Below are 15826 nucleotides of genomic sequence, written 5' to 3' on the forward strand. Positions count from 1 at the left end.
CGTGACCGATGAGGCCGCCAAGAGCCAACATATTGATTAAAAACAAAAAAGGGAGTTCTTCTTTCGATTTTATACGCGGTTGACAGGGGCCGCATCGCGTTGTGTTATGATGCAGTGCAGCAAAGAACTCTGCATAATTCGGATTAAACCTGACTTCGGCTTCTTGCTGATGTGCCTTTTCTCCATAAAGAAAGGAAGATCGATGGTCGCCACGATTTCACGCCTGGTAGCGCTTTCAAGCCTCGTCATTGCACTTGGCCCGCTCGGATTTTCGCTCGCCCATGCCGAGGATACCGGCAAGTCTTTCGTTGAAGATTTCACCAGCCTGGACAAGAAGCGCTGGTACGTTTCTGATGGCTGGTCCAACGGCGCCCACCAGAACTGCACATGGTCGGCGGGACAGGTCAGCGTGAAAGACAAGACCCTGACGCTCGGCTTTGCACCTCAGAAGACTAAGGATCGCGACTACGCGTGCGGAGAAATCCAGTCGAAGGCGCGCTTCAGCTATGGCACCTATGAGGCTCGCATCAAGGCCGCCGCGGGTTCAGGCTTCAATACCAGTTTCTTCACCTATATTGGCCCGGCACAGAAACAACCCTGGGATGAAATCGACTTCGAGTTTCTCGGCAAAGACCCATCCAGGGTCCAGTTGAATACATATGTCAACGGCAAGGGCGGCAACGAGAAGATGGTCGAAGTGCCCGGAGGAGCAGATAGCGGGTTCAACGATTACGCGTTCGTTTGGGAGAAGGATCGCCTGCGTTACTTCGTCAACGGCAAGCTGGTGCATGAGGTCACGGACCCGGCGGCGCTTCCGACCCACCCGCAGAAAATATACTTGAGCCTGTGGGCCAGCGACAAGATGAAATCCTGGCTGGGCGCCTTCAGCATGCCGGAAGCGCCCGTAAAGGCCGAGTATAGCCGAATCGCATTCACCGCGCCGGGCGAACCGTGCCAGTTTCCAGAATCCGTTGCCTGTTCGTTGAAGTGATATTTTGCAATGACACCAAACCCATGCCTGATTTCAGGTAATAATGCAGGAATTGTCGATATGGATATCGATGCACGCAAGCGAGAATGTTGCACTGCAAAAAATACCATACTAGGCTGCCTGTGCAGATCGATTGCGGGATAGTTTCATGCTGCATGTCCTGTACCTGGTGCATGATCTTTCCGACCCCGCGGTGCGGCGCCGGGTGATCATGATGCAAGCCGGCGGCGCGACCGTGACGCTCGCCGGCTTCACGCGAAGCAGCGCGCCGGTAGAACAGATTGCGGGCGTCGTTCCGGTTGATCTCGGTAAAACAAGCGATGGCAGGTTCGCGCAGCGTCTCGCCGCTGTTGCCCGTGCGGCGCTAACTCTCGGCTCAAGCCTCAAGGGCGTTGTGCGGCCCGACGTGATCATCGGCCGCAATCTGGAAATGCTTGCGCTTGCCAATCGGGCTAAAGCGCTGTTCGCCACCAATGTGCCGATCGTTTATGAATGCCTCGATATCCATCGACTGCTTTTGCGGCGCGACCTGACTGGCAAGGCTTTCCGGTTCGTCGAGCGGACGCTCGGCAGCAACGCGCAGCTCCTGATCACCTCATCGCCTGCATTCGTCAGACAATATTTTGCTCCCTTCGGCCAGATGAACCTGCCGGTGGAGCTCGTGGAGAACAAGGTGCTTGAACTCGTGGAGCCGGAAATGCGGGCAACCGGCTCCAGCCCGGCTGCCGGCGAACCCTGGAAGATCGGCTGGTTCGGAGCCCTTCGTTGCCGTCGCTCTCTGGAACTGTTGTCTGCCTTCTCGCGCAAGATGGAAGGCCGGGTCGAGATCGTCCTGCGAGGGCGGCCGGCCTATACGGAGTTCGACGATTTTGATCGCTTCGTCGCCGATGAACCCTTCATGCAATTTCATGGCGCTTACGCAAATCCGGAAGATTTGCAGAAGATCTATGACGAGGTGCATTTTTCATGGGCCATCGATTTCTACGAGGCGGGACAGAATTCCAGCTGGCTTCTGCCGAACCGGCTCTATGAGGGATGCCGGTATGGTTCTGTGCCGATAGCCATGCAGGACACTGAAACGTCGTTGTTCCTGCGGGCTCGGGACATCGGTTATTCTATCGCGGAACCGAGCGTCAAGGCTCTTGCGGGCCTTTTCGATACAATCGATGCCGAGCGCTACGAGAGCGCGCGGGAAAAGGTCAAAGCGCAGGAACGGGAAACCTGGGTGTTCGACCAGAACAATTGTCGGGCGCTGGTGGAACGTCTGGGACGGCTGACGCAGTCTTACGGGCAAGGCACCATACTTCAGGTCGCAGCCTGACCGCGCTTGCGGCAGGGCAACACGGAAACAGGAGACGCAACTACAATGCCAGGCGCCAATGAGCCGCAATTTTCCGGCCGATGCATTGTAATCGTGCCCTGCCTGAACGAGGCCGAACATATCGGTGCGCTCCTTGACAAGCTTGGCGGCGAAGCCCGGCGCTTCGACCTCAAGATCATCGTGGTGGACGGCGGGAGCAGCGACGGCACGCAGCAGATCGTGACGCAGAAGATGCAAGGCGATCCGCGCATTATCCTTCTGCATAACGATAAGCGAATCCAGAGCGCCGCGATCAACCTGGCGGTGGCGACCTATGGCGACGGCTGTGATTATCTCATCCGCATCGACGCGCACGGAAAGTATCCGGACGATTATTGCGAAAAACTGCTGCAGGAAGTCGAAGCGACCGGTGCAGATTCCGTCGTCGTCGGCATGGCGACCGAAGGGTTTGGTACGTTCCAGAAAGCGACAGCCCTCGCGCAGAATTCCAAGCTGGGCAATGGCGGCGCCAGGCATCGTCTTGGCGCAAAGGGCCACTGGACCGATCACGGGCATCACGCGCTGATGCGGATTTCCGTATTCCGGCAAGTCGGCGGCTACGACGAAAATTTCACCCATAATGAAGATGCCGAACTCGATTGCCGGCTGAAGGCGATCGGTGCGCGCATATGGATGACCGACAAGACCTTCATGGTCTATTATCCGCGCTCATCGGCGTTGGCGCTGTTCAGGCAATATCTCGGATATGGCCGGGGCAGGGCAAAAAATCTCCTGAAGCACCGCATGATACCGAAGGTTCGTCAGGCGCTTCCGCTGATGGTCCTTCCCCTTGTTGCCGGCGTGTTTCTTGCTGCACTAAACTGGTGGGCGGCGGTACCCGCCATCCTGTGGGTGACGATCTGCCTGGGCTACGGAATATGGCTGGCGGTGGGCGAACGCAATCCTTACGGTCCACTGGCGTCGATATCGGCAATGATCATGCATTTTGCCTGGTCGACGGGATTCTGGCTGCAATTGTTCGATTCGCGCAGGCGAGGGGATACGCGCTCATGACCGGCTTGGATGATCACCAAAACAGCGCGGGCGAAATCCGGGTCGACATTTGCGTCTGTACCTATCGCCGGGAGGAACTGAAGGCGACGCTGCTTTCGCTCGCGAAGCTGAGGCTACCGGAGAATTGCCGCGTCCGGGTCATCGTCGCCGACAATGATATCGAACCCAGCGCCAAAGCACGGGTTGCGCTCCTTGCGCCTGAACTGCCGTTTGAAGTGCGGTATATTCACAGTCCGTCAGCGAATATATCGCTTGCCCGCAATGCCTGCCTCGATGCAAGCACAGGCGACTACGTGGCGTTCATCGATGACGATGAGACCGCCTCGGAAGAATGGCTGGCACAATTGCTGACCAAGGCGCGCGACACGAATGCCGATGCCGTACTCGGACCCGTTCAGGCAACTTATGCGAGCGATGCGCCGCAATGGATGAGCACAGGGGATTTCCACTCGACATTTCCCGTCTGGGTGCGAGATGAAATCCTGACCGGATATACGTGCAACGTGCTGTTGCGACGTTCGTCGGCGGCCTTGGGCAGCCGCCGGTTCAGCCTGGCGCTCGGAAAAACGGGCGGCGAAGACACGCAGTATTTCAGCGAGTTGCACGAGGCAGGCGGCAAGATCTCGTTCGCAGCGGACGCCTGGGTGTTTGAACCGGTCACGCCCGGCCGTGCAAACTTCAACTGGCTTTGCAAGCGGCGCTTCCGCATGGGCCAGACCCATGGGCGCATGCTCAGGAGCAGAACCGCAGGTGTCAAGCGCGGTACCCAGCTCTTGCTTGCAGGCGCCAAGGCGAAGTTCTGTATGGTTGTCGCGCTGTTGACCGCCTTTTCCGCAACCCGCCGCAACCGATGGTTCCTGCGCGGCATCATGCATGCGGGCGCTGTCAGCGGGCTGATGGGTGTCAGGGAAATCGAGCAATATGGTCTGGGCCAGGACGCGATGATACCGGCGAGGAGCGATAAATCCCGTGCAGCCTGATGTCACGTTCATCATTGCCGCCTACAACGCCGAAGGCACGATCTTGCGCGCCATCGAAAGCGCGCTTGCCCAGCGCGAGGTCGGTGTCGAGGTAATCGTGGCCGACGACAGGTCGACCGACAGCACCGCCGCTGTCGCTGCATCGATTGCCGACGATCGCGTGACTGTCGTGACGCTGGAGCGCAACAGCGGGCCCGGCGGCGCACGCAACGCCGCTCTTGCCCATGCGAAGGGCCGGTGGATCGCAGTGCTCGATTCGGATGACGCGGTGTTTCCGGATCGCCTTGCCTCGATGATAGCCCGCGCCGAAAAGGCCGGGGCGAATGCTGCCGTGGACAATATCGAGGTGATCGCGGATGGCAAGACGAGGGGCGAAACGATGTTTCCCGCGGATCATCTCGCGAAAATCGGGGAGATCACACTTGCGGACTTCATAGCGTCCAACCTCGTTTTCGAGTCTACATTCAACTATGGCTACATGAAGCCGATCTTTGAGCGCCGGTTCATCGAGGAGAATTCTTTGCAGTATGACGAAACGCTTCGTATCGGCGAGGACTATATATTTCTCGCATCGATCCTGGCTAGCGGCGGGAAGTGCGTCGTAGAGCCCTCGGTGGGCTACGCCTATCACGTAAGGTCGGGCTCGATCTCGCGTGTTCTTGAACTGCACCACGTCGTCTCCATGCTAGATGCAGACAGGAAATTTACCGGAAAATTCGAACTCGACGCCGGGGCCAGAGCGGCGCAGGCTCGAAGGACACGTAGCCTTGAGCAGGCAAAATCGTTCCTCTCGCTCGTCGGGCACATCAAACGACGATCGATCGGAGGGATAGTCAGAGTTGCCCTGAGCGACCCTGTAGCCCTGCGCCATCTTTCGATGCCTATCGCAATAAGGCTAAGGCGGTTATTGCCGGCATTGCAGAGACCGGGTTGATTGAAGGCCCGGTACTATTTCGACCACATGGTGAGTTTACGACATAATAATCGTACTGAGTAGAAAAAGACTGGCGGTAAAATGCATCAGGGTAATCGGCTTCTAAATGTGAGACTGGCGGCAAACCCCGAAGGGGCGGAAAACGCAGATAATTTCATCGACATCGAGCGCTTGATGGCCATTGCCCGGCGGCAGGCGAGAACGGTTATCCTGACTGCGAGCGTGGGTCTCCTCCTGGGCCTGGTCTATATCATTGTCGCCACACCAAGTTACACGGCCGCGACAAGCATTTTGCTCGACGACAATCTTGGTAAATTCGCTGACGAAGTTTCCCCGGCTCCTGCCAACATGCAGACCGACACGACAATCCTCAGCCAGATCGCCATTCTGAAATCCTCCGAGCTAGCCGACAAGGTAGTGGCCAGGGAAAAGCTCGAAGAAGACGACATATTCATGAACCCGCCGCGGTCGATCCTTTCGAAGGTCATATCGACGATGCGCGGCATTGTCGGGCTTTTTTCCAGCAGTAAACCGGCGAGCACCGGCGAGTCGGCAGCTGACCTCAAGCGCGACTATGCCTCGGCGTTGCTGCAATCGGGTCTCGATGTGCAGCGGCAGGGACGCAGTTTCGTCATTGACCTGGCCTTCACATCCAACGACGCGGAACTTGCGGGAAGAATCGCCAAGGCCTATGCCGACGTTTACCTTTCCGATCAGCTCGACGCGAATTTCGATGCGACGCAAAGGGCGACCGTGTGGCTTCAGGGCCGCTTGAATGAACTGAAGGAAAGTTCCCAGGCCGCGGCACTCGAAGTCGAGCGCTACCGGGCTGCCAATGGTCTTACCGCAGCAAAGGGCGCGCTGGTCTCCGAACAGCAGCTGTCGGACATCAACAGCCAGTTGATCTTGGCGCAGGCCGACACCGCACGCGCCCGAGCGCTCTATAATCAGTATCAATCAATATTGGCTTCGGGCCCCGAGGGCGCCGTCAATAATGCGGCCGTCGTGTCGGACCAGAACGGGACGTCGGTGATAGGAACCCTGAGGGCTCGCTACCTGACGATCACCAAACGTGAGCAGGAGATCGTCAGCCGCTTTGGGCAGGATCATCCGCAGGCGGTCAGTCTGCGCACGGAGGAACAAGATGTTGCGCGTCAGATATTCCAGGAACTGAAGCAGATAACGGAAAGCTACCGCAACCAGTACGAGGCGGCGCAGTCGCGAGAAACATCCTTGCGTGAAGGCCTGAACAACGCCACGGGGAAAACATCCAGCGCCAACGAAGCTCTGGTCCATCTGAGGGATCTCGAGCAGAACGCGCAGGCCCTGAGCAATCTCTACCAGACCTACCTTGGCCGTTATCAGGAGGCTTCGCAGCAACAGTCGTTCCCGATCGCCAAGGCGCGGGTGATTTCCGTTGCCTCGACGCCGACAGACCCATCGAGCCCGAAGAAGAAACTGGCCCTTGCAGCCTCCCTGCTGCTCGGTCTGTTTGCCGGTGCAGGCCTTGGCGCCTGGCGTGAGTATCGCGAGCGCTTCTTCCGTGTCGGTGAAGATGTCCGGTCACTTCTCGGCGTCAAGTTCCTCGGCTATGTGCCGACACTCGAGGGCATTTCAGAAGCCAGGAAGGCGCCCGTCCCCCTGGAGGGCCAGGCTTCGCCCGCCCGGACAAACATCATCCGCTTGGCTGTCGATAACCCCTCGTCGCTGTTTGCCGAGACATTGCGCAACGTCAACATAGCGGCCGACGTCGTGCTGCAGGGCAAGCAGAGCAAGGTAATCGGCGTCGTCTCCGTCTTGCCGGACGAAGGCAAAACCACGATCGCTGCCAACTTCGCCGGACTTCTTGCCGCCAAGGGCTCCAAGACGCTGCTGATCGATGGCGATCTGCGCAATCCCGGCCTGTCACGCGCCCTGTCGCTTTCGACGCAGCGAGGGCTTGTGAAGGCCATCATGGACGATCAGCCATGGCAAAATTCGGTCAAGGTCGAGAACAAGACCAAGCTTGCGATCATCCCGACAGTTCTGCACCGCAACCTGCGCCACACGAGCGAGATACTCTCCAGTCCGGGCATGAAGAAACTCCTGGACGAGGCACGCAACGTTTTCGACTATATCGTCATCGATCTCCCGCCCCTGGGGCCGGTCGTCGATGCAAAAGCCTTTGCGCCGCTGGCCGACGGCTTTGTGATGGTGGCTGAGTGGGGCGTTACGCCGCGCGCACTGGTCAAATCCATACTGCAATCGGAAACAGAGATCGCGCCAAAGGTCCTCGGACTGGTCCTTAACAAGGTCGATATGAAGCGATTGGCGAAATACAGCTCCTATGGCAGCTCGGAGCACTTCATGGAACGGTATTCGAACTACTATATCGACCATTCGCCAAAGGCGCCGCCCAAGGCCTAGCGTCCCTTGAGCTGAAACGTCCTAGGTGCTCAGCACCCGGCCCTTCTTGTTCCAGAGGCGTAGCGCGCTCAACTTTCCCGTGTGAAACGCGCCGGTGTCGATATTGAACCGGCGTCCCTCCTGGCGGGGGTTTTCGATGGGCGTATGACCATGGACGACCCATTGCCGGAGCAGATGGGCGTTGTCGTAGAACTCGCTGCGGATGGACACGAGATCCTCATCGCTCTGTTGCTTGAGCGGAACCGAAGGCCTTATTCCGGCGTGGACAAACAGGAAATTTCCCGCATCGGCCAGGATTGGCAGCGAACGGAGAAATTGCCTGTGCCGCTGCGGAATTGACGAGCGGATCGTGTCGTCAAGCATCTGCTGCGAGTTGTGGACCATTCTCAAACGTTCCAGGTCGATCCCATACGACAGCAGTGTCGGGTTTGCGCCCATGTACCACCATTCCGAAAGGGACAGTCGCTTTTCGAGGTAGTCGAGCATGGCCATGTCATGATTGCCGGTCAGGCAGATGCGCTGGAATCCGGCGGGCGGGCGATGAATCAGATGATCGATGACCTGAGCCGAAGACGGCCCCCTGTCGATATAGTCGCCCAGCATGATGATGAGCTTTGCTCCGGGCAGCGCGGCCGCATCCTCGGCGATCATGCCTTCCAGCGTCAGCAACTGGTCGTAGCAGCCATGGACGTCGCCGATGACGTAGACGGCTGACTGCGCGATATCGATCGATAGACGGCGCCTTGCGACCCGCGGGACAGGTCTGTCGGATCGCAAGAAGCCAAGAAGACTCTTCAAGGGTGGTTCTCCGCTCTTGGCGACTGGATTTACCCGTCTAAGCAAGTTTCCAAATATGGTGCTTTAAAACAAAGGCTTATAGCTAATAAACACCCCCGAATGCAATCTCGCCGCTAGAGCAAATTTTGTTTATTCAGAGCCGTTCTGCCGGAGGGTAAACATCGGCCTGGCCACCTTCCGCGTGGATTGTCTCGCCATCCGCGAAACAGAACTGGCCCCGAATAGACAAAACTTGCTCTAGGGTGCGGCGAGATGGCATGCGTAACCGCGAGGTGGTCACGGAGGTTTTGCCGGACAGTGCAGACTATTGCAGCTGGAAAGCCGCACGCTTCTCGGGGTTTTTGTCACTGATCGGTTGGACCTTCACGCCGCCGGCAATCGACTGCTTGAAGATTGCGCGCTCGAGAGGCGCAGCGAGCGACTCGGCATAGGGGGTTGCGATGTGGTGACGATCGCGGAAGGTCAGTTTGCCGTCGATCATGGCGTGACAACGCGTGTCGCTACAGAAGAAATTGGTCATGTCCACATAGCGGGCGTTCTTGATGCCTGAGATGATTCCTTCTTCGATTCGAGCATCATTGTCATCGGCGGCAGCCGCCCGCGGCGTATCACAGACCGACGGGTCTCTTTTCTGCCAGAGCGCCCGTGCAACGCATTTGTCGAGATAGGATGTGTGTGTGGGAACGTCCCTGATGAAGACCACATTGATCCCGGCATTGCCAAGCGTTTCGACTGTCGATTTCAATCCTTGGGCCCATTGCTGTTTCCGCGCCGCAAACTCCGACGGATCGCCGATTTCATTGGGTAGATTGCTTATAGCGAGTTGCGAGATGATGACCGTGCGCGGCTTCATCGCGAGGATCTCCTTGAGTGCAAGCTCCCTCCAGTCGTTGCATTCGGTATATTCCCGCCGCAGCTTCGAATCCCTTGTCGTGATTCGCGTCGCCCGGCATGACGATTTGAGGTAGGTAACCAGACGCAGATTGTCCTTCTCCGCTATGTCGACGAGAGGTGTCGACCAATGATCCGCATGGGAATCGCCGAACAGCACGACTGTTTCGCTTGAAGACTGCGCGCCGAACACGCAAGGTTTCGGCTTCACCGTTTCAAGATCGAGCACGCAACTCTTATCCTTGGCGCGGACCGCAGACGGGCGTTCAGCGGTTTCCAGGATCGCCTGCTGCTGTGGCGTAAGGTTGTGTTTGGCCAATGTGGCACTCGCATAGGCGACCGTGACGCCGGTCACTGTGAGCAGTCCTGCAAAGACGAGAGAGCGGCGCGTTCCTGCGACCAGCCACTTGTTCTGCCGTATGGGGTTCTCGACAAAATGGTAGCTGAAGAGCGACAGGGCGAATGTCAGCACCAGAAGCAGCACGCGATGTATGAGCGTAAGGTCCGGGATCAGCATGGTTCCATAAACGATGACGGGCCAGTGCCACAGGTAGAGCGAATAGGATAGTTTACCGGTCAGCTGCATCGGCGCAAGCGCAAGAATGCGCCTCGGTCCGAGAAGGCTTTCGTGTACGCCGCTGAGGAGCACCATGACGGTCCCTGCTGCAGGTATCAGCGCTATGAACCCGGGAAAAGCAGATTCCTCCGATACGCTCAGATAGGCTGCAATGATCATGACCAGTCCGAGCCAGCCCATGGCAGGCGAATAGGAAAAGCGCCGGGACCAGTTGTTCAGAACCGCCATTGACGCAAGGCCGCCCAAGGCAAATTCCCATGCCCGGAGGGGCGAAAAATAAAACGCCCAGGGTTGCGAAACGGTTGTCAGCCATGCGCAGAGGGCAAAAGATATCACGGCAACGCCGATCATCAGCAAGAGGACGCCGTGCTTTCCGGGGCGCATTCGCGCAAACAGCAGGAGAAGTGCGGGCCAAGCCAGATAGAACTGTTCCTCGACCGATAGCGACCAGAAGTGAATGAATGGATTATTGGAAGCATCGACAGCGAAATAGTCGAGCGACCAGCGGATCAGCCACAGGTTGATGATGTATGTCGAGGCAAACAGCGCTCCCTTCGAATAGAGCTGCTGTTCGGAGGGCGCCAATATGAAATACCCGGCGACCAGCGTGACCAGAATGACAAAAAGTGATGCAGGAAGCAGACGTCGGGCACGGCGGGCATAGAACGTCCAGAGATTGACCGTGCCGTGCCTGGCTATTTCCTGTTGCAGATGCCTGGTGATGAGGTAGCCGGATATGACGAAGAAGATATCCACGCCGACGAAGCCGCCAGGAAGTTGGGTAAGACCGAAATGGAAGGCGACCACTCCAGACACTGCCAGGGCACGTAGCCCCTCGATATCGGGGCGAAATGAATTTGATGTGGTGACGGCGCTCATAGGCTGGTCAAACTCCCAGTCTCGGAAATCTCCTGCCGGGGCAGCATAAGTGAAATTTGACGCGTTGCAACAAAAGTTTGTGCGGCGCAATATGCTGTCCGGCTGGAAAAGGAAGGTCAGGCGGTGGTGCCCGTCCGGCGAAGTATGACGTTTTCCCCATCTTCAAAGGTGAAATCATGGCGCATGCGCAGGAATTCGTCGGTTGCGGTGCGGCATCCGCCATAGTCATGATAGTCGTCGATCAGCACAACGCCATTCGGGCTAAGCCTGTCAGCGACCTTGTTGAGGCAGTACATGACCGGATCGTACCAGTCGCAATCGATGTGGGCGAACGCTACCTGTTCCATCTTGGCCTTTGGCACCGTGTTTTCGAACAGGCCTTTGTGCAAACCAACGGTGGAATTGTCGATATTGAGGCCATATTTCGCAAACGAGCGGCAGACATCGTCGTAAAGATTGTCGCGATACCCGTAATATTCGTCGCCGCCAAGGCCCGACGATTTTCCACTCGCGATTTTCTGATAGCGGTCCTTCGATTTCACGTCGTCCTTTTCCGAAGTCGGGGGAGGGATCATGCTGAAGACGTCGAAACCATGGAAGCATCGCCCCTGGCTCGTTGCGGTCGTGGCGAGGACAATCGCGCTTCCGCCCAGTGCAACGCCGAACTCGGCGACGTCACCCGCCACCTGCCGCCTCTTGATTTCATCCAGTGCGGCTTCGAGCCGCCTCAACTTGCGCGGGGAGAGATAGGTGAGCCTATCGCGCCGAACCGACCGTGCCGTCGTACTCAGGCGGGACTCGTCAATCATGCGGCGGGCACGCCTGACGATAGCATGCATCGTAGCCATTACGTTCTCCTTCGGGTGTGCCCCTTCTTCGAATCGTCTGTGCCGTTATGCAACCCGTGCAGTTGAAGCAACAGGTTGTGGTCATAGCATGGCAGGACGGAGAACTTGTCAGCGGGGAGGTCGATTCGCCCGCTAGGGGCTATTCGGAGGCCGAGCCGAAGGTAATAAGAATAACGGCAAGGATGGCCAATGCCATTCCGAAGGACTGGGTGATCGTCAGCTTCTCGCCGAAATAGACCAGCGCAATCACGTTGACCGCGATGAGCTGGATGACGGCTGAAAGGCTGAAGGCCGAAGACATTCCGACCTCGCGAACGAGCCGCAACATGATCAGATTGCCGGCCGAATACAAGACAATCGTCAGCACAAGCTTCAAGGTGCCTGGAGCGAGCGCCCAGTATTTCGCGCAGGTTGCGGCAAGCAAAAAAATGACGGTTGAAAGCGCGAGTTGGATGGAGGCGGCGAGCGTCACGTAAAAACTCCTGAAAGAGTGCACAGCCAGATCTTCGCCGCGGCGAAGACTACGGCAAATCCCGTGAGTTGTTATTCAGCCGCGTGGGGATGCAGCGGTCTACAAGCCTGGGGGAATTTGACGATCAGTTATCGAACTTCTCGTCCGGATAAGCGCCCCAGATATCCGACTGCCGAATCCACCCGCTGGCGCCGCTGAAGACGACGCGGCAATAGCTTCCATTGCAGGTCTTCAGGCTTCCCAAAACGCCGGGCTGGACCTTGGCGACGACACTCGCCGTATCATCGGGGCTGCGATAGACATTGAGCATTGCCCCGTTCTTGTCGCGCTGCCAGGGGGCCGTCATAGCCGTGCGCTTGCCTGAAAGCAGCGACTGGTAAACCCAGCCTTCTGTCCCTTCCGAGTCGCGTATTCGCCGCCAGTTGTCATATTCCTGCACGATTTCGACCGGCAGGCCCGATTTCAGGAACAGCCACGTCACCGCGTAGTCGCGGCCTGGGCCGACCCGCAGATTGACGCGGCCCGGCTTCAGGCTGACGAAACGCGGCAGCGGCAGACCGCTTGGCCCGACCTGGGCCGCGGCATTGGCGCGGCCCAGCGCCGGGATGCCCAGCGGCGATGCCAGTACGATCGCAAGTGCAACGATGAAAAGGCGAGAATTGCGAATATTCAACTAGTCAGTCCTTCGTCGTTCCGAACCTGCAACAGCCAAATTGCGGCTGAATGGAGAACGATCCCTATTTTTCTTTGTCTTCTGTACGCCGCCTTGATAGACAGATGGAGGCGCCGCACAAGACCGATTGCAGTTTGCAATGACTTGGTTAAAGAGGTCTCAATAAGGCCGCTATATGGAGGGGAATATTGGTGAACAAAAAGCCTCTGGTCGTCATTACCCGCAAATTGCCGGATTCAATCGAGACGCGCATGCGCGAGCTCTTCGAGGCCCGGCTGAATGTCGATGACCGCCGGCTGACCCGGGCGGAACTGATCCAGGCAGTCACCAACGCCAATGTTCTCGTGCCGACCATCACCGATCACATCGACGAAGAGATCATCGCCGCTGCCGGCCCCAATCTCAAGCTCATCGCCAATTTTGGCAATGGCACCGACAATATCGACGTCGTTGCTGCCGCCAAACGTGGAATTACCGTCACCAACACCCCCAATGTGCTGACCGAAGACACGGCAGACATGACGATGGCGCTGATGCTGGCTGTGCCGCGCCGCCTGGTCGAAGGTGCGTCGATCCTTCTCGACGACGGCAAATGGGAGGGCTGGGGTCCGACCTGGATGCTGGGCCGCCGCATCTGGGGCAAGCGCCTCGGCATTGTCGGCATGGGCCGGATCGGCACGGCGGTTGCCCGGCGGGCGAAAGCATTCGGATTGTCGATCCACTATCACAATCGCAAGCCGGTGAGTCCGAAGACTGAGGAAGAACTGGAGGCGACCTATTGGGAAAGCCTCGACCAGATGCTGGCCCGCATGGACATCATTTCGGTCAATTGTCCCTCGACGCCCGCGACTTTCCACCTGCTCTCGGCCCGGCGGATCGCCTTGATGCAGCCGACCGCCTTCGTCGTCAACACGGCACGCGGCCAGATCATCGACGAACACGCACTCGTGGAGCGGCTGGAACAGGGCAAGCTTTCCGGCGCCGCGCTCGACGTTTTCGAGCACGAGCCCGCCGTCAATTCCAAGCTGCGCAAGCTCGCCAAGCAGGGAAAGGTGGTGATCCTGCCGCATATGGGTTCGGCGACGCTGGAAGGGCGCATCGACATGGGCGAAAAGGTGATCATCAATATTCGCACGTTTATCGATGGGCATCGCCCGCCCGACCGGGTCCTGCCCCGAGACCGCTGACAATCCACGAGACCGGTGACAATCCACCCTGACGGCCATCTGATGCGGTTTTCTGCGCTTCCGGTGCTCACGGACGAATAAGTCCGCTGCGCTCCGGTTCTCGAAAAATACACCAGCTGGACTCGTCAGGCTGAATTCTCAAATGGTCTCGAAGCACCTAGCCCCGGGTAATTGAACCATCGCTACCAATTGTTAGATTTTTACCGGCAAAACCCGCAAATTTCGCGCGGTCCAGCCGCAATGCCATCGGCGTCTGGTAGCCCATCTCCTGCGCAACGATGAGGCCGAGCAACAGGATCGCGTCGGGTTCATGCAGGATGAGCGCGGCGGGTGCGAGACCCGCGCTGACCAGTTCCAAAAGCACGGCTGAAGCCGAGGATGAACCGATCGTGCCAGGCAGGCACAGCACCTTGCCACTGATCGAAACGCCATGCTGCGGGTGGCGCACGTCCGCTATCAACCCGGTCCTGGGATCGACGCCTCCCCAGAAGCTGATGGGGGCGGTAAGCACAAGGGCTGGCGCTTTTGCGGGCTGCCCTGAAACGAGGACTTCCGCCATCATGCTGCAACCTCGAACACGGGGCGACCGAGCACCGCACTTTCGACGCATTCGGACATGGAGCCATAGATGACGCCATAGCCGGTATTGCCGGGCGCATAGTGGGCAAATTTGCCGGAATTTGTCATCAGTACTGCGCCTTCGATATCCGGCAGGATGGGTGTGACCACGACGCAGGTATCGGCGACGATGACGACGCCTGCCGCTTCCAGCGCCGCCCGCCGCCCGTCTGCTTCAAGCGCTACGAGTGCGTGTCGGCCCGTGCAGGCATATAGCGCAACCTTGAGCTTACGCTTGCCGATCAAACTTTCCAGCCGGTCGAATTCGGCCACAGATAGATGCGGGCTGCCGATGGCGACGGCGTCGATACGCTCCATGTCAGGTGCCGTGGAAAGGCGGCGGCGCGAGTCCGCGATCATTTCGGCCGTGACTTTGATCACAGCTTGTGGCGACTGGTTGTGCAGGGCCGTCGCAAGGTCCGGCGCTTCCGGTGTCACGCCCGCCACATGGAACAACCCGACAGCGCCTGCCGAAGCGGAAGCAGCACCGAACGCTTTGAGCGCGTCCTCGCCAGGATGCCTGGCGATGCCTGTGACCACGCCCACCGCATCTCCGATCTCGCGTCCATAAAGGCTGCCAAGAATAGGCCATGCGACTTCCGACGACAGGAATGCCGGACGCAATCCAGACACGTCGAAGACCAGCGTCGCGCGACGGTTTTCCGGCCGGTGAAGGCCGTAATAGGGGGCGAAACCCGAGATGGCGCAGGCGATATCGAGAAAATCGCCATAGCGGTTCGTGCGCGCGCCGAGTACGGAATTGCAGAATACCACGGCATTGGATTCGCCCCAGGCAACATCCGTGCCGGGCGCCGGACGGTGGCCCGCCTGATAGGGCGCACAGGTCCAGCTCGGCTCGCAGCCAAGGGCGCGATAGGCTTCCATCATGCGCCGAGCCATGGCGCGCTCATGGGCCGGAAGCCGGTTTTTCGAACAGCCGGTAAGGTCAAGCGCGCCGACATTCAGTGTGGCCCGGACTGCAACCTTGCCGCCGCCTGCCACCAGTTTTTCCGCAAAAAGCGTGCCACTGTCGCCGTGGTAGAGCGCGCCGTCAATGTGAGCCGAGGCGATGGGAATGAGCGATGGCGCGCCCATCAGACGTGCGGTAGCGGCAACAATACGCATCGCCATGGCCGCGCCTTCTCCGCGCGCGCCATTGGCAATTTCCCGTTGTTCAGGGGAAAGCGCGAGCGCCATT

At 58.5% G+C, this 15826-nt stretch carries 14 protein-coding genes; 7 read left to right on the top strand and 7 right to left on the bottom strand.

Features of this window, described 5'->3' with window-relative positions; translation table 11 throughout:
- Positions 1-202 precede the first annotated feature (202 nt).
- The 6 genes from exoK (at position 203) to CU100_RS04215 (ending at position 7685) form a co-directional block, all read left to right on the top strand.
- Positions 203-991 (top strand): endo-1,3-1,4-beta-glycanase ExoK, encoded by a 789-nt coding sequence (gene exoK, locus CU100_RS04195; protein WP_106715253.1) that lies wholly within the window; start codon positions 203-205, stop codon positions 989-991.
- Between the two features lie 148 nt (positions 992-1139).
- A complete protein-coding gene (locus tag CU100_RS26710) occupies positions 1140-2312 on the top strand; it encodes a glycosyltransferase (RefSeq protein ID WP_170113724.1) in 1173 nt (390 codons plus the stop codon).
- Positions 2313-2357: 45 nt separating this feature from the next.
- Positions 2358-3365, top strand: a complete 1008-nt coding sequence (locus CU100_RS26715; protein WP_170113725.1) for a glycosyltransferase family 2 protein — start codon at positions 2358-2360, stop codon at positions 3363-3365.
- Positions 3362-4345 (top strand): glycosyltransferase, encoded by a 984-nt coding sequence (locus CU100_RS04205; RefSeq protein WP_106715254.1) that lies wholly within the window; start codon positions 3362-3364, stop codon positions 4343-4345. Before CU100_RS26715 ends, CU100_RS04205 begins: the two co-directional genes overlap by 4 nt.
- Positions 4335-5279, top strand: a complete 945-nt coding sequence (locus CU100_RS04210; protein WP_106715255.1) for a glycosyltransferase family 2 protein — start codon at positions 4335-4337, stop codon at positions 5277-5279. Before CU100_RS04205 ends, CU100_RS04210 begins: the two co-directional genes overlap by 11 nt.
- Before the next feature lie 81 nt (positions 5280-5360).
- A complete protein-coding gene (locus CU100_RS04215) occupies positions 5361-7685 on the top strand; it encodes a polysaccharide biosynthesis tyrosine autokinase (RefSeq protein ID WP_106715256.1) in 2325 nt (774 codons plus the stop codon).
- 21 nt (positions 7686-7706) lie between these two features.
- On the opposite strand, the gene CU100_RS04220 is transcribed toward CU100_RS04215, so the two are convergent.
- From CU100_RS04220 to CU100_RS04240, 5 genes are all read right to left on the bottom strand, one after another.
- A complete protein-coding gene (locus tag CU100_RS04220; protein WP_106715257.1) occupies positions 7707-8483 on the bottom strand; it encodes a metallophosphoesterase in 777 nt (258 codons plus the stop codon).
- A 304-nt stretch (positions 8484-8787) separates the two neighbouring features.
- Entirely contained in the window at positions 8788-10830 is a 2043-nt protein-coding gene (locus tag CU100_RS04225) for an acyltransferase family protein (RefSeq protein ID WP_106715258.1), read from the bottom strand.
- A 116-nt stretch (positions 10831-10946) separates the two neighbouring features.
- Positions 10947-11678, bottom strand: coding sequence for a TylF/MycF/NovP-related O-methyltransferase (locus tag CU100_RS04230; protein WP_106715259.1), 732 nt, complete (start codon positions 11676-11678; stop codon positions 10947-10949).
- 139 nt (positions 11679-11817) lie between these two features.
- Positions 11818-12150, bottom strand: coding sequence for a hypothetical protein (locus CU100_RS04235; RefSeq protein ID WP_106715260.1), 333 nt, complete (start codon positions 12148-12150; stop codon positions 11818-11820).
- Between the two features lie 124 nt (positions 12151-12274).
- Entirely contained in the window at positions 12275-12823 is a 549-nt protein-coding gene (locus CU100_RS04240; RefSeq protein WP_210280622.1) for an SH3 domain-containing protein, read from the bottom strand.
- Between the two features lie 185 nt (positions 12824-13008).
- Here CU100_RS04240 and CU100_RS04245 point away from each other — a divergent pair, with 185 nt between their 5' ends.
- Positions 13009-14010 carry a 2-hydroxyacid dehydrogenase gene (locus CU100_RS04245; RefSeq protein WP_106715261.1) on the top strand — a complete coding sequence of 334 codons (1002 nt, stop codon included), beginning with the start codon at positions 13009-13011 and terminating at the stop codon, positions 14008-14010.
- Positions 14011-14167: 157 nt separating this feature from the next.
- On the opposite strand, the gene CU100_RS04250 is transcribed toward CU100_RS04245, so the two are convergent.
- Positions 14168-14572: an aconitase X swivel domain-containing protein gene (locus CU100_RS04250; RefSeq protein WP_106715262.1), complete on the bottom strand. Its 405-nt coding sequence runs from the start codon at positions 14570-14572 to the stop codon at positions 14168-14170.
- Positions 14569-15825, bottom strand: coding sequence for an aconitase X (locus tag CU100_RS04255; protein ID WP_106715263.1), 1257 nt, complete (start codon positions 15823-15825; stop codon positions 14569-14571). The genes CU100_RS04250 and CU100_RS04255 overlap by 4 nt, the downstream gene beginning before the upstream one ends.
- Position 15826 lies beyond the last annotated feature (1 nt).

Origin of the sequence: Phyllobacterium endophyticum, from assembly GCF_003010935.1 — a bacterium.
GTDB classification, from domain to species: Bacteria; Pseudomonadota; Alphaproteobacteria; order Rhizobiales; family Rhizobiaceae; genus Phyllobacterium; species Phyllobacterium endophyticum.

Bases quoted from the DNA above. Each gene is read 5' to 3' on its own strand.
- exoK (WP_106715253.1), top strand. From the start codon at position 203: ATGGTCGCCACGATTTCACGCCTGGTAGCGCTTTCAAGCCTCGTCATT.
- CU100_RS26710 (WP_170113724.1), top strand. From the start codon at position 1,140: ATGCTGCATGTCCTGTACCTGGTGCATGATCTTTCCGACCCCGCGGTG.
- CU100_RS26715 (WP_170113725.1), top strand. From the start codon at position 2,358: ATGCCAGGCGCCAATGAGCCGCAATTTTCCGGCCGATGCATTGTAATC.
- CU100_RS04205 (WP_106715254.1), top strand. From the start codon at position 3,362: ATGACCGGCTTGGATGATCACCAAAACAGCGCGGGCGAAATCCGGGTC.
- CU100_RS04215 (WP_106715256.1), top strand. From the start codon at position 5,361: ATGCATCAGGGTAATCGGCTTCTAAATGTGAGACTGGCGGCAAACCCC.
- CU100_RS04225 (WP_106715258.1), bottom strand. From the start codon at position 10,830: ATGAGCGCCGTCACCACATCAAATTCATTTCGCCCCGATATCGAGGGG.
- CU100_RS04230 (WP_106715259.1), bottom strand. From the start codon at position 11,678: ATGGCTACGATGCATGCTATCGTCAGGCGTGCCCGCCGCATGATTGAC.
- CU100_RS04250 (WP_106715262.1), bottom strand. From the start codon at position 14,572: ATGATGGCGGAAGTCCTCGTTTCAGGGCAGCCCGCAAAAGCGCCAGCC.
- CU100_RS04255 (WP_106715263.1), bottom strand. From the start codon at position 15,825: ATGGCGCTCGCGCTTTCCCCTGAACAACGGGAAATTGCCAATGGCGCG.